The sequence below is a fragment of the Mycobacterium kyogaense genome (assembly GCF_003254575.1).
Lineage (GTDB): Bacteria > Actinomycetota > Actinomycetes > Mycobacteriales > Mycobacteriaceae > Mycobacterium > Mycobacterium kyogaense.
The window spans coordinates 1-17,208 of the sequence record NZ_QJUA01000012.1; the positions used below are offsets into that span (position 1 = coordinate 1).

The 17,208-nt window shown below is 70.2% G+C and carries 17 protein-coding genes; 14 read left to right on the plus strand and 3 right to left on the minus strand.

Going from position 1 to position 17,208, the window contains the following annotated elements; all coding sequences use genetic code 11:
• The first annotated feature begins 15 nt into the window (after positions 1 to 15).
• The 6 genes from DMB80_RS10925 to DMB80_RS10950 all read left to right on the plus strand — a co-directional run bounded on the left by DMB80_RS10925 (position 16) and on the right by DMB80_RS10950 (position 4,950).
• Positions 16 to 531 (plus strand): LemA family protein, encoded by a 516-nt coding sequence (locus DMB80_RS10925; RefSeq protein ID WP_111509882.1) that lies wholly within the window; start codon positions 16 to 18, stop codon positions 529 to 531.
• Between the two features lie 20 nt (positions 532 to 551).
• On the plus strand, positions 552 to 1,478 hold the full coding sequence (gene fmt / locus DMB80_RS10930; RefSeq protein WP_111509883.1) for a methionyl-tRNA formyltransferase: 927 nt from the start codon (positions 552 to 554) through the stop codon (positions 1,476 to 1,478).
• On the plus strand, positions 1,475 to 2,887 hold the full coding sequence (locus DMB80_RS10935; protein WP_111509884.1) for an RsmB/NOP family class I SAM-dependent RNA methyltransferase: 1,413 nt from the start codon (positions 1,475 to 1,477) through the stop codon (positions 2,885 to 2,887). The genes fmt and DMB80_RS10935 overlap by 4 nt, the downstream gene beginning before the upstream one ends.
• A gap of 4 nt (positions 2,888 to 2,891) precedes the next feature.
• Positions 2,892 to 3,587, plus strand: a complete 696-nt coding sequence (gene rpe / locus DMB80_RS10940) for a ribulose-phosphate 3-epimerase (protein ID WP_111509885.1) — start codon at positions 2,892 to 2,894, stop codon at positions 3,585 to 3,587.
• The gene (ribD, locus tag DMB80_RS10945; RefSeq protein ID WP_110797904.1) at positions 3,584 to 4,585 is read left to right on the plus strand and encodes a bifunctional diaminohydroxyphosphoribosylaminopyrimidine deaminase/5-amino-6-(5-phosphoribosylamino)uracil reductase RibD; all 1,002 of its coding nucleotides are present in this window, start codon (positions 3,584 to 3,586) and stop codon (positions 4,583 to 4,585) included. The genes rpe and ribD overlap by 4 nt, the downstream gene beginning before the upstream one ends.
• A 188-nt stretch (positions 4,586 to 4,773) precedes the next feature.
• On the plus strand, positions 4,774 to 4,950 hold the full coding sequence (locus tag DMB80_RS10950) for a hypothetical protein (protein WP_162938494.1): 177 nt from the start codon (positions 4,774 to 4,776) through the stop codon (positions 4,948 to 4,950).
• Here DMB80_RS10950 and DMB80_RS10955 read toward each other — a convergent pair.
• Together DMB80_RS10955 and DMB80_RS10960 are read right to left on the minus strand one after the other, a co-directional pair.
• The gene (locus DMB80_RS10955; protein ID WP_111509887.1) at positions 4,917 to 6,482 is read right to left on the minus strand and encodes an MFS transporter; all 1,566 of its coding nucleotides are present in this window, start codon (positions 6,480 to 6,482) and stop codon (positions 4,917 to 4,919) included. The two genes, DMB80_RS10950 and DMB80_RS10955, sit on opposite strands and share 34 nt — an antisense overlap.
• On the minus strand, positions 6,482 to 7,186 hold the full coding sequence (locus tag DMB80_RS10960; protein WP_111509888.1) for an LppX_LprAFG lipoprotein: 705 nt from the start codon (positions 7,184 to 7,186) through the stop codon (positions 6,482 to 6,484). The genes DMB80_RS10955 and DMB80_RS10960 overlap by 1 nt, the downstream gene beginning before the upstream one ends.
• 61 nt (positions 7,187 to 7,247) lie before the next feature.
• On the opposite strand from DMB80_RS10960, the gene DMB80_RS10965 reads away from it, so the two are divergent.
• The 4 genes from DMB80_RS10965 (at position 7,248) to DMB80_RS10980 (ending at position 10,275) form a co-directional block, all read left to right on the plus strand.
• Positions 7,248 to 7,859, plus strand: coding sequence for a riboflavin synthase (locus DMB80_RS10965; RefSeq protein ID WP_046361916.1), 612 nt, complete (start codon positions 7,248 to 7,250; stop codon positions 7,857 to 7,859).
• A 174-nt stretch (positions 7,860 to 8,033) separates the two neighbouring features.
• Positions 8,034 to 9,305, plus strand: a complete 1,272-nt coding sequence (locus DMB80_RS10970) for a bifunctional 3,4-dihydroxy-2-butanone-4-phosphate synthase/GTP cyclohydrolase II (RefSeq protein ID WP_111509963.1) — start codon at positions 8,034 to 8,036, stop codon at positions 9,303 to 9,305.
• Positions 9,302 to 9,784 carry a 6,7-dimethyl-8-ribityllumazine synthase gene (ribH, locus tag DMB80_RS10975; RefSeq protein WP_111509889.1) on the plus strand — a complete coding sequence of 161 codons (483 nt, stop codon included), beginning with the start codon at positions 9,302 to 9,304 and terminating at the stop codon, positions 9,782 to 9,784. The genes DMB80_RS10970 and ribH overlap by 4 nt, the downstream gene beginning before the upstream one ends.
• Positions 9,781 to 10,275 (plus strand): PH domain-containing protein, encoded by a 495-nt coding sequence (locus tag DMB80_RS10980; protein ID WP_111509890.1) that lies wholly within the window; start codon positions 9,781 to 9,783, stop codon positions 10,273 to 10,275. The genes ribH and DMB80_RS10980 overlap by 4 nt, the downstream gene beginning before the upstream one ends.
• Here DMB80_RS10980 and DMB80_RS10985 read toward each other — a convergent pair.
• On the minus strand, positions 10,256 to 12,133 hold the full coding sequence (locus DMB80_RS10985) for a gamma-glutamyltransferase family protein (RefSeq protein ID WP_420812168.1): 1,878 nt from the start codon (positions 12,131 to 12,133) through the stop codon (positions 10,256 to 10,258). The genes DMB80_RS10980 and DMB80_RS10985 overlap by 20 nt on opposite strands.
• An 88-nt stretch (positions 12,134 to 12,221) precedes the next feature.
• On the opposite strand from DMB80_RS10985, the gene uvrC reads away from it, so the two are divergent.
• From uvrC to whiA, 4 genes are read left to right on the plus strand one after another with little or no spacing between them, the layout of a single operon-like run.
• The gene (gene uvrC / locus DMB80_RS10990; protein ID WP_111509891.1) at positions 12,222 to 14,279 is read left to right on the plus strand and encodes an excinuclease ABC subunit UvrC; all 2,058 of its coding nucleotides are present in this window, start codon (positions 12,222 to 12,224) and stop codon (positions 14,277 to 14,279) included.
• Complete coding sequence (rapZ, locus tag DMB80_RS10995; protein WP_240431122.1) at positions 14,276 to 15,166, plus strand: RNase adapter RapZ; 891 nt, start codon at positions 14,276 to 14,278, stop codon at positions 15,164 to 15,166. Before uvrC ends, rapZ begins: the two co-directional genes overlap by 4 nt.
• On the plus strand, positions 15,163 to 16,230 hold the full coding sequence (yvcK, locus tag DMB80_RS11000) for a uridine diphosphate-N-acetylglucosamine-binding protein YvcK (protein WP_111509893.1): 1,068 nt from the start codon (positions 15,163 to 15,165) through the stop codon (positions 16,228 to 16,230). The genes rapZ and yvcK overlap by 4 nt, the downstream gene beginning before the upstream one ends.
• The gene (gene whiA / locus DMB80_RS11005) at positions 16,227 to 17,204 is read left to right on the plus strand and encodes a DNA-binding protein WhiA (RefSeq protein ID WP_110797908.1); all 978 of its coding nucleotides are present in this window, start codon (positions 16,227 to 16,229) and stop codon (positions 17,202 to 17,204) included. Before yvcK ends, whiA begins: the two co-directional genes overlap by 4 nt.
• Positions 17,205 to 17,208 lie beyond the last annotated feature (4 nt).

Here is a 17,208-nt window from a genome sequence, read left to right on the forward strand (position 1 = left end):
AGAGGGGTATAAGGCATCGTGCTGGTGCTGGTTCTGCTGATACTGGTCGGATATGTGGCCGGCTACAACAAGATCCGGTCGGCCGACGTCCGTGTCGCCGAGGCGCTGGCAGGCATCGACGTCGAGCTGACCCGGCGGGCATCGCTGATCCCCAGCCTGGTGCACACCGTGGCGACCTTCGCCGCCCACGAGAAAGACGTTCTGGACCGCGTCACCGACGCCCGGGAAGCGCTCACCTCGGCGACTGCGGGTCGGTCGGTGGCACAGCGCAGCGCGGCCGAGCGGCAGCTCGACGCCGCCCTCACACCGCTGCTGAACCTGGGACAGACCTCACCGCAGCTCAGTTCGTCGGCCAATTTCCTCGACCTGCAGCGCAACCTCGCCGACACCGAGGACAAGCTCGCGTTCGCGCGCCAGTACTACAACGACTCGGTCGCCACCCTCAATCGGCTGCTCGGCACCATTCCCTGGATGTTCGTCGCCCCGCTGAGCGGGGTCGGCGAAAAGGAGTACTACCAGATCGCCCGGTAGGCGGTTCCTAGACTGACCCGGTGCGTCTCGTCTTCGCCGGCACCCCGGAGCCGGCTCTCCCGTCCCTGCGTCGCCTCCTCTCGTCGCCCCGCCACGAGGTGATCGCTGTCCTGACGCGCCCCGATGCCGCGGCGGGCCGGCGCGGCACCCCGACCCCGTCGCCGGTGGCGCAGCTGGCCCTCGACGCCGGCATCCCGGTGTTGCGCCCGTCGCGCCCCAACTCACCGGAGTTCGTCGCGGAACTGGCTGCGCTGGCACCGGAATGCTGTGCCGTGGTGGCCTACGGCGCTCTGCTCGGCGACGTGCTGCTCGACGTGCCCCCACGCGGCTGGGTGAACCTGCACTTCTCGCTGCTGCCCGCGTGGCGCGGCGCGGCGCCGGTGCAGGCCGCGATCGCCGCCGGCGACACCGTCACCGGGGCCACCACGTTCCAGATCGAACCGAGCCTGGATTCCGGACCGGTCTACGGCGTCGTCACCGAGACGATCACACCCCGCGACACCGCCGGCGATCTCCTGGGGCGATTGGCCGACTCCGGAGCAGGGCTGCTGGAGGCCACCATGGACGGGATCGCCGACGGCACGCTCACCGCGGTCCCGCAGCCGACCGAGGGCATCAGCGTCGCCCCGAAGATTACCGTCGACGACGCCCGGGTTCGATGGGACCTGCCCGCCCACGTGGTGGACCGGCGCCTGCGCGCTGTCACCCCGAACCCGGGAGCATGGACGATGCTCGGCGAGCAGCGGATCAAAGTCGGGCCCGTCACGGTGTCAGACCGCAGCGATCTGGCGCCCGGGCGCCTCGGCGTCGAGAAGAAGCGGGTGCTGGTGGGGACCGGCACCGACGCCGTCGAACTGCACACCGTGCAACCGCCGGGCAAGAAGCCGATGAACGCGGCAGACTGGGCCCGCGGTGCGCGCCTCGACGAGATCGGAGCGCTGCGGTGACCGGGCCGAAGAAGCCGCCTCGGCAGTCGTCACCCCGGCGTTCCCAGCGGCGCACACCGCTGGACCCGGCCCGCCGAGCCGCGTTCGATGTGCTGCGCGCGGTGTCGGAGCGCGACGCCTACGCGAACCTCGCGCTGCCCGCGATGCTTCGGGACCGCGGAATCGCCGGCCGCGACGCCGCATTCGCCACCGAACTCACCTACGGCACGTGCCGCGCGCAGGGCCTACTCGACGCGGTCATCGGTGCCGCGGCGGGTCGCCCGGTCGAGCACATCGATCCGGTCCTGCTCGATCTACTTCGGTTGGGCGCCTACCAGATTCTGCGCACCCGGGTCGAAGACCACGCCGCGGTCTCGACGACAGTGGAGCAGGCCGGCATCGAATTCGACACGGCGCGAGCGGGTTTCGTCAACGGTGTGCTGCGCACCATCGCCCGCCGCGACGAAGCGTCATGGCTGGCGGAGCTGGCCCCGCCCGCGGCCACCGACCCGATCGGCAATCTGGCCTTCGTGCATGCCCATCCCCGTTGGGTCGCGCAGGCTTTCGCCGACGCACTCGGTGCCCGCGCGCACGAGTTGGCGGCCCTGCTGGCCAGCGACGACGCCCGCCCGGAGGTGCACCTGGTGGCGCGCCCCGGTGCGATCACCGCCGCAGAGTTGGCCGAGGAGGTCGGCGGTGCAGTCGGCCGATACTCGCCGTACGCCGTGTATTTGGCCGAGGGTGACCCCGGTGCGCTCGCCGCGGTGCGCGACGGACGGGCTCTGGTCCAGGACGAAGGCAGCCAGCTGGTGGCGCGTGCGCTGACGCTGGCCGAGCTCGACGGTCCCGACGGTGGCCGGTGGCTGGATCTGTGCTCGGGTCCCGGCGGCAAGACCGCGTTGCTCGCCGCACTCGGACAACCGGCGGGTGTCCAGGTCACGGCGGTGGAGCCGGCACCGCGGCGCGCAGAGCTGGTTGAGCAGAACACCGCGGGACTGCCCGTCGAGGTGGTCCGGGTCGACGGGCGTGATTCCGGACTGACCCCCGGCTTCGACCGGGTGCTCGTCGACGCGCCCTGCACCGGGCTGGGCGCGCTCCGCCGCCGACCCGAAGCGCGGTGGCGGCGCCAGCCGGGCGACGTGGCCCCGCTGGCCAAGCTGCAGCGTGAGCTGCTGGCATCGGCGATCCGGTTGACCCGGCCCGGCGGTGTCGTGCTGTACGCGACCTGCTCCCCGCATCTGGCGGAGACCACCGGCGTGGTGGCCGACGCGCTGCGCCGTCACCCGGTCGAGGCGCTGGACACCGGAGAGCTGTTCGGCCCGGCCGCCGACACCGGCGACGCGTCATCGGTGCAGCTGTGGCCGCACCGGCACGGAACCGACGCGATGTTCGCCGCTGCTCTTCGCGTCACCGGGCCCCCGATAGGCTGACCCCATGCCCGGACAGTCCGCCCACACCGCCCCGATGATCGCGCCGTCGATCCTGGCCGCCGACTTCGCCCGGCTCGCCGACGAGGTGGCTGCGATCGAGGGCTCAGACTGGGTGCACGTCGACGTGATGGACAACCATTTCGTGCCGAACCTCACCCTGGGCCTGCCCGTCGTCGAATCGCTGCTCAAGGTCACCGACATCCCGATGGACTGTCACCTGATGATCGACAATCCGGGCCGGTGGGCGCCGCCCTACGCCGAGGCGGGCGCCCACAACGTCACGTTCCACGCAGAGGCCACCGACGATCCGCGCGCCGTCGCCCGCGACATCCGGGCCGCCGGCGCCAAGGCCGGCCTGGCCATCAAGCCGGGCACCCCGGTCGACCCCTACCTGGAGATCCTGCGTGACTTCGACACGCTGCTGGTGATGTCGGTCGAGCCCGGTTTCGGCGGGCAGAAGTTCATCGCCGAGGTGCTGCCCAAGGTGGGTATCGTGCGCCGTCTCGTGGACGCCGGTGAGCTGACCGTGCTCGTCGAGATCGACGGCGGAATCAGCGCCGACACGATCGAGGCGGCGGCCGAGGCCGGGGTGGACTGTTTCGTCGCGGGGTCTGCCGTCTACGGCGCCGACGATCCCGCGCGCGCCGTGTCGGCCCTGCGCGCCCAGGCCGCGGCGGCCGCCAGCCACTTCGCGCCGTGAACCTCGACGCCGCGATGGCAGCGGCTGTTGAGCAGGCCGAAAAGGTCAAGGGCACAACGTATCCCAACCCGCCGGTCGGGGCGGTGATCCTGGACGCCGACGGTGAGATCGCAGGCGTGGGCGCCACCGAACCGCCCGGCGGGCCGCACGCCGAGGTGTTGGCGCTGCGCCGCGCGGGGGAGCGGGCTGCCGGCGGCACGGCGGTGGTGACGCTCGAGCCGTGCAACCACGTCGGTCGCACGCCGCCGTGCGTGGACGCTCTGCTCGCCGCGCAGATAGCGAATGTGGTGTTCGCCGTCGCGGATCCGAATCCCGTCGCCGCCGGCGGAGCTGCCCGGTTGGCGCGTGCGGGTGTCGCGGTGACCGCGGGGGTGGGCGCCGATGCGGTGTCGGGCGGGCCCCTGCGCGAGTGGCTGCACAAGCAGCGCACCGGGATGCCGCACGTGACATGGAAATTCGCGGCGAGTGTGGACGGACGTAGCGCTGCCGCCGATGGCACCAGCCGGTGGATCACTGGGGAGGCAGCCCGCGCCGACGTGCACCGGCGTCGCGCGATCGCCGATGCGATCGTCGTGGGCACCGGCACGGTGTTCGCCGACGACCCGGCATTGACCGCGCGTCGCCCCGACGGTTCGCTGACCGAGCACCAGCCGCTGCGTGTGGTGGTCGGGATGCGTGAGATCTCGCCTGACGCAACGGTTCTCAACGATGACTCGCGCACGATGGTGATCCGGACCCGCGATCCGCACGAAGTGGTCCAGGCGCTGTCGGACCGCACCGATGTGCTGGTGGAAGGCGGCCCGACCTTGGCCGGGGCGTTTTTGCGGGCCGGCGTGATCGACCGAATTCTCGCCTATGTCGCGCCGATTCTGCTCGGCGGCCCGATCACCGCCATCGACGACGTCGGCGTGACGAGCATCGGGCAGGCACATCGGTGGCGCTTCGACGGCGTCCATCCCGTCGGTCCGGACGTGCTGTTGAGCCTCGTTCGAGCCTGATCCAGGCCGTCGGTCGTCGTTATCAGATCGTTGCCCATTGTCCATCAAGGGTTTCCGTAAGCGCTCTCACACGACGCGCGCGCATCGCTGCGGGCCCGACGCGATGGATCGCTCGGTAGACTGACGGGGAATATCGCGCTTTCACCGACGAGTTGCGCATGGTGAGCACGAACAAAGGACAGAAGAGCATGACTGCACTGCAGGACTGGCTCAGTTACAGCCCGGTCACCCCAGACTCGATCAAGGCGGTAATCCGCGACGCCTGGCGGGGGCTGACCATGGACGACACCACCGACGACAACCCCGTGATCGACGACCTCGTTGCCGAGCCTCAGCTGATGGGCCGCGGGCTCGAGCGCTGCTGAGGCTCGAGCTCCGGTTCGTCGGCATGCTGATCGCGACCGCTGATCAGTAGTCCGAGGAGCGCCCCGACCACGCACACCACCGCGGTGATCGTGAATATTTCGCCGTACTGCAGCACATAGGCTTGGCGCACCCGCAGCGCCTCTGCTGCCAGCCGCTGGGCCAGCGTGTCACCCCCAGAGCTGGCCGGCAGGCTGGCCAGGTGCTGGTTGAACCGGTACAAACCCCACGCCGAGAGCGCGGCGATACCGATCAGCATGCCGATCATGCGGGCCACCACCACGGCGGCCGAGGCGATGCCGTGCTGTGCCGCGGGCACCACCCGCAGCGTGGCCGAGGTCAGTGGGCCGATCACGAGACCGAGGCCGACACCGGCGATGACCAGGTCGGTGTCGAAGGTCGGCAGCTGCACGACACCCAGGTCGTGGTGGGCGCTCAGGACGTTCACCGTCCACTTCGACACCAGCCAGTACCCGGCCGCGGCGATCAGCAGCCCGACGAAGACCACGATGCGATCGCCCGCCTTGGTGGCGATCCATCCGCCCACCAGCGCGCCGACCGGGAGCGCGCCGAGGAACCACACCAGCAGGAAGACCGCCTCCTGCTGTTCCTTGCCCAACACGCCCTGGGCGAACAGCTCGATGTTCACCAGCGTGACCATCAGTGCGGCACCCGCGCACAGCGACGCGCCGAGACCCGCCAAGAACGGTCTGAAGCGGACTCCCGCGGGGTCGATCAGCCGTGTTGTGGCGAATCTCTCCCAGGCGAAGAAGGCCGCCGCGGCGACTACTGCGGCGATCAGCACGGGTAGGCCGTAGCTCGGCAGCACCTGCTTGCCGTTCGGGGCCTGGTTGTACATGCCGACCACTGCGAGTCCGAGCGCGACCGCGAGCAGCAACCCGCCCACGACGTCGACCTTTTCCTTCGGCCGGTCCTTGTCCGCGGCCGGCAGGCTGAAGTGGATCATCACCATCGCCACCGCGGCGAGTGGCACGTTGACCCAGAAGACGGCCTGCCAGTGCGTGAACACCGCCACCAGGGCCACGCCGTAGAGGGGGCCGAGCACACTGCCCAGCTCCTGGGCGGCGCCGACACCGCCGAGCACCGCGGACCGGTTGCGGCTGGCCCACAGATCTGCCGCCAGCGCGAGCGTCACGGGCAGCAGAGCGCCGCTGGCGGCGCCTTGGATGGCGCGGCCTATCACCATCATCGTCAGGTCGGTCGACAGCGCGGTGACGATCGAGCCGACGGCGAAGCCGGCGAGACTCACCTGGAGCAGCAGCTTGCGTCCGAACCGGTCCGAGGCCCGGCCCAGCAGCGGCATCGCCGCGATGTAGCCGAGGAGGTAGCCGGTGATGATGGGGGTGACGCGCTGAATCTGATTGATGCCGATGCCGACGTCGAACATGATGTCGCGGATCACCGAGACGACGACGTAGGTGTCGAGCGCTCCGAGCATGACCGCGAGGCCGCCGGCGGCGATCGCGACGTTGCGATTCGCCGCGGGGGCGGAGTGCCCGAGTGTGCTCTGCATCACACCGCCGGCTTGTCGACCGTCACCGGCTCACCCCACTTCGACAGCGTCATCGTCACGCTGTTCCCCGGAGTCGGTTCCAGGCGGGCCTGCATCAGCTCGTGATTGCCGTCCTCGGCGACCCACGCGGTGCCCGGCACGGGGCCCTTCGCGGCGATCTGCGGCGCGATCTTGTTGACGGCGTCGGCGCGCACGTTGCCGGTGATCCGGACGGTCTTGACACCCTCGATCGTCTCGCGGCCCTCGGACTTCGCGTCGGAGAAGTTCGCCAGCACGTTGGCCAGGCCGTTGTCGGGGCTCAGGATCGCGGCGACGTCGTAGATGTCGGCGGCCGGCCCGAAGTTCGACAGGCTGCCCCCGGCGGTGATCGCGGCGTAGAGGTCACCGTCGGAGACCACGAACTCGACGCCCTGCAGCTTCTGGCCCAGGAACACGATGTCGGCGGTGCCCTTGGCGGCCACGGCCGGCTTCTGGGTCAGGTCACCCTCGAGGGATTCCACGGGCAACTCGGCGATCTGACCCTGTACGGCGAGCTGGAGATGCGCGCTGGACTGGGCTTTCGTGGTGTCGGCCGACTCCCGCAGCAACGTGGTGGCATCCGGTAGGTCGGTCCCCGAATCCTGGGACGATGAGCCGGAGCACCCCGCGATGAGGGTGACGACAGCGAAGAGAGCGGCGACGAGCGCCAAGAGGCGGGTCTGCATGCCTGCATCGTAGAGGGTGCGCCGCGCAGGGACCGTTCGCCGGTGGGCCTAGGCTGGACAGGTGTTCACCGGAATCGTCGAAGAACTGGGCGAGATCGTCGGCAGGGAGGACCTCGGCGATGCCGCACGTTTGGTCATTCGTGGCCCGATCGTGACTTCAGATGCCGGACATGGGGATTCGATCGCCGTGAACGGGGTCTGTCTCACCGTGGTCGACGTGCTGGCCGACGGATCGTTCTCCGCCGACGTGATGGCCGAGACGCTGAACAGGTCCAGCCTGAACGGGGCGGACGTCGGCACCCGGGTCAATCTGGAGCGAGCGGCGGCGGTCAGCAGCCGGCTCGGCGGCCACATCGTGCAGGGACACGTCGACGGCACCGGCCACATCGTGTCCCGCACCCCCTCGGAGCACTGGACGGTCGTGCGGATCGGGCTGCCGGAGACGCTGTCGCGCTACATCGTCGAGAAGGGGTCGATCACCGTCGACGGGGTCTCGCTGACGGTGTCTGGCCTGGGCCCCGACTGGTTCGAGGTGTCGTTGATCCCCACCACGCTGGACCTGACGACGCTGGGGCGCGCCGAGGTGGGAGCGCCGGTGAACCTCGAGGTCGACGTCATCGCGAAGTACGTCGAGCGGCTGATGACCCCCACGAAGAATCCGGACGGCGACTAAGTCGAACGGGCGGGAAGCGGGCGCCACTGCCCGGCGCGCCCGTACGTGGCGAACGTCACGCCAGGCGATGACGCGAGGACCTCGCTCAGGCGGGCAATAACGCGGGCTGTCGCGTGGTTCATACTGAACGGGACATACGTGGTTTCCCGTGTGGGGACCGGCAAGGTGGTGAGGATGACGAGGCTGGATTCGGTCGAGCGGGCGGTGGCCGACATCGCCGCAGGCAAGGCCGTCGTCGTCATCGACGACGAAGACCGGGAGAACGAAGGCGACCTGATCTTCGCCGCCGAGAAAGCCACCCCCGAACTGGTCGCGTTCATGGTGCGCTACACCTCCGGCTACCTCTGTGTCCCGCTCGACGGGGAGATCTGCGACCGCCTGGGCCTGCTGCCGATGTACGCGGTCAACCAGGACAAGCACGGCACCGCCTATACCGTCACCGTCGACGCCAAACACGGTGTGGGAACCGGTATTTCGGCATCGGATCGGGCGACCACGATGCGGTTGCTCGCCGATCCGACCGCGGTCGCTGACGACTTCACCAAGCCCGGCCACGTCGTTCCGTTGCGCGCCAAGGACGGTGGGGTGCTCCGCCGCCCCGGGCACACCGAGGCCGCCGTCGACCTGGCCCGGCTGGCCGGCCTGCAGCCGGCCGGCACGATCTGCGAGATCGTCAGCCAAAAGGACGAGGGCGCGATGGCCCAGACCGACGAGCTGCGGATCTTCGCCGACGAACACGACCTCGCGCTGATCTCGATCGCCGACCTGATCGAGTGGCGGCGCAAGCACGAGAAGCACATCCAGCGGGTCGCCGAAGCCCGCATCCCGACGCGACACGGCGAGTTCCGCGCCGTCGGCTACAGCAGCATCTACGAGGACGTCGAGCACGTCGCCCTGGTCCGGGGCGACATCGCCGGTCCCCACGAGGACGGGCACGACGTGCTGGTCCGCGTGCACTCGGAATGCCTGACCGGTGACGTGTTCGGGTCGCGCCGGTGCGACTGCGGGCCGCAACTCGACGCCGCGCTGGCGATGGTGGCCCGGGAGGGTCGCGGGGTGGTGCTGTACATGCGTGGTCACGAGGGCCGTGGCATCGGCTTGATGCACAAGCTGCAGGCCTACCAGCTGCAGGACGCCGGCGACGACACCGTCGACGCGAACCTCAAGCTCGGTCTGCCGGCCGACGCCCGCGACTACGGCACCGGTGCGCAGATCCTGGTCGACCTCGGCGTGCGGTCCATGCGCCTGCTGACCAACAACCCGGCGAAGCGCGTCGGACTCGACGGCTACGGCCTGCACATCATCGAGCGTGTGCCGCTGCCGGTGCGGGCCAATTCCGAGAACATCCGCTACCTGATGACCAAGCGGGACCGCATGGGCCACGACCTGGTCGGACTCGAGGATTACGACGAGGCGCTGCCCGGCGACATGGGCGGCACCAAATGAGCCCTGCGGCAGGCGTTCCCGACATGCCGGAGCTCGACGCGTCCGGTGTGTCCCTGGCGATCGTCGCGAGCACCTGGCACGAGACCATCTGCGATGCCCTCCTCGAGGGTGCCCGCCGCACCGCGGCCGAGGCCGGGATCACGAACCCGACCGTGGTGCGGGTGCTCGGTGCCATCGAGATCCCCGTCGTCGCGCAGGCGCTGGCCAGGACCCACGACGCCGTTGTCGCCCTCGGCGTCGTGATCCGCGGCGAGACCCCGCATTTCGACTACGTGTGTGACGCGGTGACCCAGGGTCTGACCCGGGTGTCGCTGGACGAGTCCACTCCCGTCGCCAACGGCGTGCTCACCACGAACACCGAGCATCAGGCCCTCGACCGCGCCGGGCTGCCCGAGTCGGCCGAGGACAAGGGTGCGCAGGCCGCCGCGGCCGCACTGTCGACCGCTCTGACGCTGCACCGGCTCGCCTCGCCGTCATGAGCGCCGGCGGTCGGGACGTCCCGGAGTGGGATGTGGAGGTCAAACCGCACCTCACCCCGAGGTTCGCATATGCGGCCGCCGTCGTGATCGTCGCCGCCCACGTGATCGTGGGGGCGCTGCTCAAGGTCGGGACGACCGGTGTGATCTTCCGGACCGCCGACCAGGTCGCCATCGCCGCGCTCGGTGTCGTGTTCGGTGCGGCGGTCTGCCTGTTCGCGCGGCCTCGGCTGCGGGTGGGGCCCGCCGGCGTCGCGGTCCGAAACCTGTTCGGCTACCGAGTGTTCGACTGGAGCGTGGTGCGTGGCCTGTCCTTCCATCCGGGTGCCCGCTGGGCCCGCCTGGACCTGCCCGACGACGAGTACGTGGCCGTGATGGCGATCCAGGCTGTCGACAAGGAGCGAGCGGCGGACGCGATGGACAGTGTCCGCGCCGCGATGCAGCGCTATGAGAGCGGCCAGCGCAGCGGGGACATCAACCGCCGTCACCCATGACCGCACCCTCCCGGCGCGGATCGGCCCCGCCGACCCACCCCGGGCCGGCGCGCACGATCGCCGAGAGCCCGCTGGACTGATCGGCGATGTCGACCTCGTGCCCGAGGTCGCGCAATCCGGTGACCAGCGGGTCGTGCCCGCCGTCGTCGGAGATGTCGACGACGGGATGCTCGCCGCCGACGTTCGTGGTGGGGGAGTTGGCAGCCCCGAAATCGACCATCGACACGGCCTGCTGCGGGTCCAGCCCCCAATCAAGCATGCCGACAAGCGTTTTCACGACGAACTGGATGATCGTCGAGCCGCCCGGTGAGCCGGCCACCGCGTACAGCGGACCGCGTGCCCCGCCGGCGTCGGTGTCGAACACCAGCGTGGGAGCCATCGTGCTGCGGGGACGCTTCCCCGGCGCCACTCGGTTGGCGACGGGCGCGCCGTCGGGCGCAGTCGGCTCGGCGGAGAAGTCGGTGAGCTGATTGTTGAGCAGGAAGCCGTCGACCATGTGGAACGAGCCGAACGCCGATTCGATCGTGGTGGTCAGCGAGGCCGCATTGCCCTGTGCGTCGATGACGCTGATGTGGCTGGTGCCGTGTTCGGGGACGGGCGGCGCCAGCGCCGCGGGCAGCCCGAACTCACCCGGCTTCGCCGTTCCCATCGTGCGGTCGGGGGAGACCAGCGCTGCGCGGCCGGCGAGGTAGTCGGCCGCCAGCAGAGCGTTCGGTGAGCCGCCCGGCAGCGGCACGAAGTCGGTGTCGGCGACGTAGCGGTCGCGGTCGGCGTAGGCCAGCCGTTCGGCCTCGGCGATCAGATGCACCCCCTGCACGGTCGGACGGCCACCGTTGGCGTCGACGTCGGTGGGCCGGTGTGCGGCCATGTCGAAGTGGGAGAGCACGCCCAGCGTTTCGGCCACCGCGATACCGCCCGACGACGGTGGGGGCATCCCGCAGATCTGCTTGCCGCGGTACGGCGTGCACAGTGGTTCGCGGATCCTGGTGCGGTAGCCGGCCAGATCCGCGGTGCTCATCAGGCTCGGGGTGCGTCCGCCCGCGGTGTCGGCCGCGGCGGCGACGATGTCTGCGGCGATCGGTCCGGTGTAGAGCGCGGCCGGATCGGTGGCGATCGCCCCCAGCGTCTTGGCGTACGCCGCATTGGTGAGGCGACCCGACTTCGGGGAGCCGTCGGGCTCGAGGAAATAGTCGGCCGACGCGGCGTCGATCCGCAGCTTCGGGGCGGCATCGGCGATGGCCGCCGCGAGCCGGGGGCTGATTTGGAACCCGTCGTCGGCGAGCCGCACCGCGGGGCCGAACAGGCCTCGCCACGGGGTGCGGCCGTGCTGGGCGTGTACATCGGCAAGCATGCGCACGATGCCGGGCACTCCGATCGAGCGGCCCGAGGCGCGGGCGTCGGGCGTGGGCGCTGTCCTGTCGGTGTCGGACACCCAGCGCAGGTAGTTCGCGGTGGCTGCCGCCGGCGCGGTCTCGCGCCCGTCGAACGCCTGCACCGAGTTGGCGGCCGCGTCGTAGTACAGCAGGAAGCCACCCCCGCCGATGCCCGAGGACTGAGGCTCGACCAGGCCGAGGACGGCCTGGGCGGTGACCAGGGCGTCGGCCGCCGTGCCGCCGTCGCGCAGCACCTCGCACGCAGCTTGCGTGGCCAGCGGGTTGGCGGTGGCAACTGCGTAGTGATCGGTGTGCACCGCGGCCATCCCGGTGCGGTAGCCGGTCGCGGTCTCCGGCGCGGACTCGTCGCGACCGCCCCGCGGCTTGGTCACGGGCGTGCCGTTGCTCACGATTGCGCACGATCCCGCGGGCGCGGCTGATGCCTCAGGGGCGGTGCAACCGGCGCAGACCAGCACGACAGCCATGAGGAGGGTCAGCATCCGGGTCGACGTCACGGTCGGCAGCGCCACCTCGTCGCTCTACCCCGTCGGGCCGTCGCAGTAACCTGGGTCCGTGCCGGATCCCGCGACATACCGACCTGCTCCCGGGTCGATTCCCGTGGAGCCGGGCGTCTACCGATTCCGTGATTCGCATCGCCGGGTCATCTACGTCGGCAAGGCCAAGAGTCTGCGCAGTCGGCTCAACTCGTACTTCGCCGATCTGTCGGGGTTGGCGCCGCGTACCCGGCAGATGGTGACGACGGCAGCCAGCGTCGAGTGGACTGTGGTCACGACCGAGGTCGAGGCGCTGCAGCTCGAATACAACTGGATCAAGGAATTCGATCCGCGGTTCAACATCCGCTATCGCGACGACAAGTCGTATCCGGTGCTGGCCGTCACGCTGAACGAGGACTACCCGCGGCTCAAGGTGTACCGCGGCCCGCGCCGCAAGGGCGTCCGCTATTTCGGGCCGTATTCGCATGCGTGGGCGATCCGCGAGACGCTGGACCTGCTCACGCGGGTGTTCCCGGCCCGCACGTGTTCGAACGGAGTGTTCAAGCGGCACAGCCAGATCGGTCGGCCGTGTCTGCTCGGCTACATCGACAAGTGCTCGGCGCCGTGCGTCGGGCGGGTCAGCGCCGAGGAGCACCGCCAGATCGTCGCTGACTTCTGCGACTTCCTCGCCGGCAAGACCGATCGGCTGATCCGCGAGATGGAACAGCAGATGAATGCCGCGGCGGAGGACCTGGACTTCGAGCGGGCAGCCCGGCTGCGCGACAACATCGGCGCGATGCGCCGGGCGATGGAGAAGCAGGCCGTGGTGTTCGGGGACGGCACAGACGCCGACGTGGTCGCGTTCGCCGACGACGAGTTGGAGGCCGCCGTCCAGGTGTTCCACGTGCGGGGTGGCCGGGTGCGCGGCCAGCGCGGGTGGGTGATCGAGAAATCCGGTGAGCCAGGCGAATCCACTCTCGAGTACCTGGTCGAGCAGTTCCTCACCCAGTTCTACGGCGACCAAGCCGCGCTCGGTGGCGCCGCCGACGAGGGCGGTGACGAGACCACCAACCCGGTACCCAAGCAGGTGCTGGTGCCGGTTCTGCCGGAGACGGCCCCGGAGTTGGAGACGTGGTTGTGCCAGCTGCGTGGGTCGCGGGTGTCACTACGGGTCGCCCAGCGTGGGGACAAGCGCGCACTCGCCGAGACGGTGCAGCGCAACGCCGAGCAGGCGCTCAATCAGCACAAGCTCAAGCGTGCCGGCGACTTCACCGCCAGAAGCGCTGCGCTGCAGAGCATTCAGGAAGCGCTGGGGCTCGAGGATGCGCCGCTGCGCATCGAGTGCGTCGACATCAGCCACGTGCAGGGCACCGACGTGGTGGCCTCGCTGGTGGTCTTCGAGGACGGCCTGCCGCGCAAGTCCGACTACCGGCACTACGCGATCCGCGAGGCCGCCGGGGACGGGCGCTCCGATGACGTCGCGTCGATCGCCGAGGTCACCCGGCGTAGATTCCACCGCCACCTGCGCGACACCCAGCAGCCCGGCGATTTCTCCGCAGAAGGCAAATCACGACGCTTTGCCTACCCGCCCAACCTCTTCGTCGTCGACGGCGGCGCCCCGCAGGTCAACGCCGCAGCGGCGGTGCTGGAGGATCTCGGCGTCACCGACGTCGCGGTGATCGGGCTGGCAAAGCGCCTCGAAGAGGTGTGGGTGCCGTCAGAACCCGATCCGGTGATCATGCCCCGCAACAGCGACGGGCTTTACCTTCTGCAGCGGGTCCGCGACGAGGCGCACCGGTTCGCGATCAGCTATCACCGCAGCAAGCGGTCGAAGCGGATGACGGCGTCGGCGCTGGATTCGGTACGGGGACTGGGGGAGCATCGGCGCAAGGCGCTGGTGACGCACTTCGGTTCGCTGGCGCGGCTGCGCCAGGCGTCGGTGGAGGAGATCACCGCCGTGCCCGGCATCGGCATGGCCACGGCCGCGGCCGTGCTGGAGGCGCTGGGCGTGCCGGCCGACGAGCCGGCAACGGACTCGGCTGCCGAACATCGCACCGACCAGCACGCCGAGCAGCACACCGAACAGCACGCGGGGGCGGCGCCCATCGACGATGATCGACACACGGTGACGGGATGACAGAAGCGGGCATGGACAGCGAAACGGGCGGAATCGACGTGGTGTTGGTGACCGGTCTGTCCGGAGCCGGTCGGGGCACCGCAGCCAAGGTCCTCGAGGATCTCGGCTGGTACGTGGCGGACAACCTGCCGCCGGAGCTGATCGCACGGATGGTCGACCTCGGGCTGGCCGCTGGCTCACGGATCACCCAGCTGGCCGTGGTGATGGACGTGCGGTCCCGCGGCTTCACCGGGGATCTGGCCGGGGTGCGCAGCGAACTGGCGGCCCGCGACATCACCCCCCGGGTGGTGTTCCTCGAGGCGTCCGACGACATGCTGGTGCGCCGCTACGAGCAGAATCGGCGCAGCCATCCCCTGCAGGGCAATCAGACCCTGGCCGAAGGGATCGCCGCCGAGCGGGCACTGCTCGCCCCGGTGCGGGCCACCGCCGACCTGGTCATCGACACGTCGTCGCTGTCGGTCCACGGCCTGCGGGAGAGCATCGAGCGGGCCTTCGCCGCCGAGACCGTCGCCAACACCAACGTGACCGTCGAATCGTTCGGCTACAAGTACGGACTGCCCATGGACGCCGACACGGTGATGGACGTGCGGTTCCTGCCCAACCCGCACTGGGTGGACCAGCTGCGCCCGCACACCGGGCAGCATCCGGAGGTTCGCGACTACGTCCTCGGCCAACCCGGCGCCGTGGAGTTCCTGGACTCCTACCATCACCTGTTGGACGTCGTGATCGACGGATACCGGCGGGAGGGGAAGCGCTACATGACCGTGGCCATCGGCTGCACCGGAGGTAAACACCGCAGCGTCGCGATGGCCGAGGCGCTGGCCGACCGGCTGCAGGACACGGCGCTGACGGTGCGCGTCCTGCACCGGGATCTGGGGCGCGAATGAGTGTGCGCATCGTCGCGCTGGGCGGTGGGCACGGGCTGTATGCCACCCTGTCGGCGGCGCGGCGCCTGACCCCGCACGTCACCGCGATCGTCACGGTGGCCGACGACGGCGGCTCTTCGGGCCGGCTGCGCAGCGAGCTCGACATCGTGCCCCCGGGTGATCTGCGAATGGCATTGGCGGCCTTGGCATCTGACAGTCCGCACGGTCGGCTGTGGGCCACCATCATCCAGCACCGCTTCGGCGGGAGTGGTGCTTTGGCCGGACATCCCATCGGCAATCTGATGCTGGCCGGCCTCAACGAGGTGCTCGCCGACCCGGTGGCCGCACTCGACGAACTCGGTCGCATCCTGGGCGTCAAGGGCCGGGTGCTGCCGATGTGCCCGATGGGCCTGAGCATCGAGGCCGACGTCGCGGGCCTGGAGTCCGACCCGAGGGTCAGCCGCGCGATCCGCGGGCAGGTGGCGATCGCGACGACAGTCGGGAAGGTGCGCAGGGTCCGGCTGCTGCCCGGTGATCCGCCGGCCACCCACCAGGCCGTCGACGCGATCATGGACGCCGATCTGGTGGTGCTCGGGCCCGGGTCGTGGTTCACCAGTGTGATCCCGCACGTCCTGGTGCCCCAGCTGGTGGCTGCCCTGCAGAGCACCACGGCGCGGCGTGCCCTGGTGCTCAACCTGGTCGCCGAGCCCGGCGAGACATCCGGATTCTCCGTGGAGCGCCACATCCACGTGCTCGCGCAGCACGCGCCCACCTTCACGGTCAACGACATCATCGTCGACTCGTCGCGAGTGCCCAGCGACCGCGAGCGCGATCAACTGCGCCGCACCGCGACCATGCTGGAGGCCCGCGTGGAGTTCGCCGACGTGTGCCGACCTGGTACACCTTTACATGACCCCGCGAGGTTGGCGGCGGCGCTGGAAGGCGTGCTGCAACGGCGCGCAGAAGGGGTCGCGGAAGGGGGCTCAGAAGGGGGCTCGGAAGGGGGCACAGCACCCACCGGCACACCGCATGCGGTGCCCACACCGACAGTGAACCGACCGAGAGGTGACGACCCGTGGCGATGACAGCCGAGGTCAAAGACGAACTCAGCAGGCTCGTGGTGAATTCGGTCAGCGCTCGGCGCGCCGAGGTCGCCGCGCTGTTGCGCTTCGCGGGCGGCTTGCACATCGTGTCGGGGCGTGTCGTGGTGGAGGCCGAGGTGGACCTCGGCATCATCGCGCGCCGGCTGCGCAAGGACATCTACGACCTGTACGGCTACCACGCCGTGGTGCACGTGCTCTCGGCCAGCGGTATCCGCAAGAGCACCCGGTACGTGGTGCGCGTCGCCAAGGACGGGGAGGCGCTGGCGCGCCAGACGGGTCTGCTGGATCTGCGGGGGCGCCCGGTGCGCGGCCTGCCGGCCCAGGTGGTCGGCGGCAGTGTCGCCGACGCCGAAGCTGCTTGGCGCGGAGCGTTTCTCGCGCACGGTTCGCTGACCGAACCCGGTCGGTCGTCGGCGTTGGAGGTGAGCTGCCCCGGCCCGGAAGCGGCTCTCGCGCTCGTCGGCGCCGCCCGCCGGCTCGGGGTGAGCGCCAAGGCGCGCGAGGTACGCGGCAGTGACCGGGTGGTGGTCCGCGACGGCGAGGCCATCGGTGCGCTGCTGACCCGGATGGGAGCCCAGGACACCCGGTTGACCTGGGAGGAGCGCCGGATGCGCCGCGAGGTGCGCGCGACGGCCAACCGGCTCGCCAACTTCGATGACGCGAACCTGCGCCGGTCCGCCCGCGCCGCGGTCGCCGCGGCCGCCCGGGTCGAGCGGGCGCTGGAGATCCTGGGCGACACCGTGCCCGACCATCTGGCTGCCGCGGGCAGTCTGCGCGTCGCGCACCGGCAGGCCTCGCTCGAGGAGCTGGGCCGGCTGGCCGACCCGCCGATGACCAAAGATGCTGTGGCAGGACGTATTCGGCGATTGCTGTCGATGGCCGACCGCAAAGCCAAGATCGACGGTATCCCCGACACCGAGTCGGCCGTCACCCCGGATCTGCTCGAAGACGCCTGAACCG

Excerpts from the sequence above, each read along its gene's own strand:
- rpe (WP_111509885.1), top strand. The coding sequence starts at position 2,892 with ATGCCCGGACAGTCCGCCCACACCGCCCCGATGATCGCGCCGTCGATC.
- DMB80_RS10950 (WP_162938494.1), top strand. The coding sequence starts at position 4,774 with ATGACTGCACTGCAGGACTGGCTCAGTTACAGCCCGGTCACCCCAGAC.
- DMB80_RS10955 (WP_111509887.1), bottom strand. The coding sequence starts at position 6,482 with ATGCAGAGCACACTCGGGCACTCCGCCCCCGCGGCGAATCGCAACGTC.
- DMB80_RS10960 (WP_111509888.1), bottom strand. The coding sequence starts at position 7,186 with ATGCAGACCCGCCTCTTGGCGCTCGTCGCCGCTCTCTTCGCTGTCGTC.
- DMB80_RS10970 (WP_111509963.1), top strand. The coding sequence starts at position 8,034 with ATGACGAGGCTGGATTCGGTCGAGCGGGCGGTGGCCGACATCGCCGCA.
- ribH (WP_111509889.1), top strand. The coding sequence starts at position 9,302 with ATGAGCCCTGCGGCAGGCGTTCCCGACATGCCGGAGCTCGACGCGTCC.
- DMB80_RS10980 (WP_111509890.1), top strand. The coding sequence starts at position 9,781 with ATGAGCGCCGGCGGTCGGGACGTCCCGGAGTGGGATGTGGAGGTCAAA.
- DMB80_RS10985 (WP_420812168.1), bottom strand. The coding sequence starts at position 12,133 with ATGGCTGTCGTGCTGGTCTGCGCCGGTTGCACCGCCCCTGAGGCATCA.
- rapZ (WP_240431122.1), top strand. The coding sequence starts at position 14,276 with ATGACAGAAGCGGGCATGGACAGCGAAACGGGCGGAATCGACGTGGTG.
- yvcK (WP_111509893.1), top strand. The coding sequence starts at position 15,163 with ATGAGTGTGCGCATCGTCGCGCTGGGCGGTGGGCACGGGCTGTATGCC.
- whiA (WP_110797908.1), top strand. The coding sequence starts at position 16,227 with ATGACAGCCGAGGTCAAAGACGAACTCAGCAGGCTCGTGGTGAATTCG.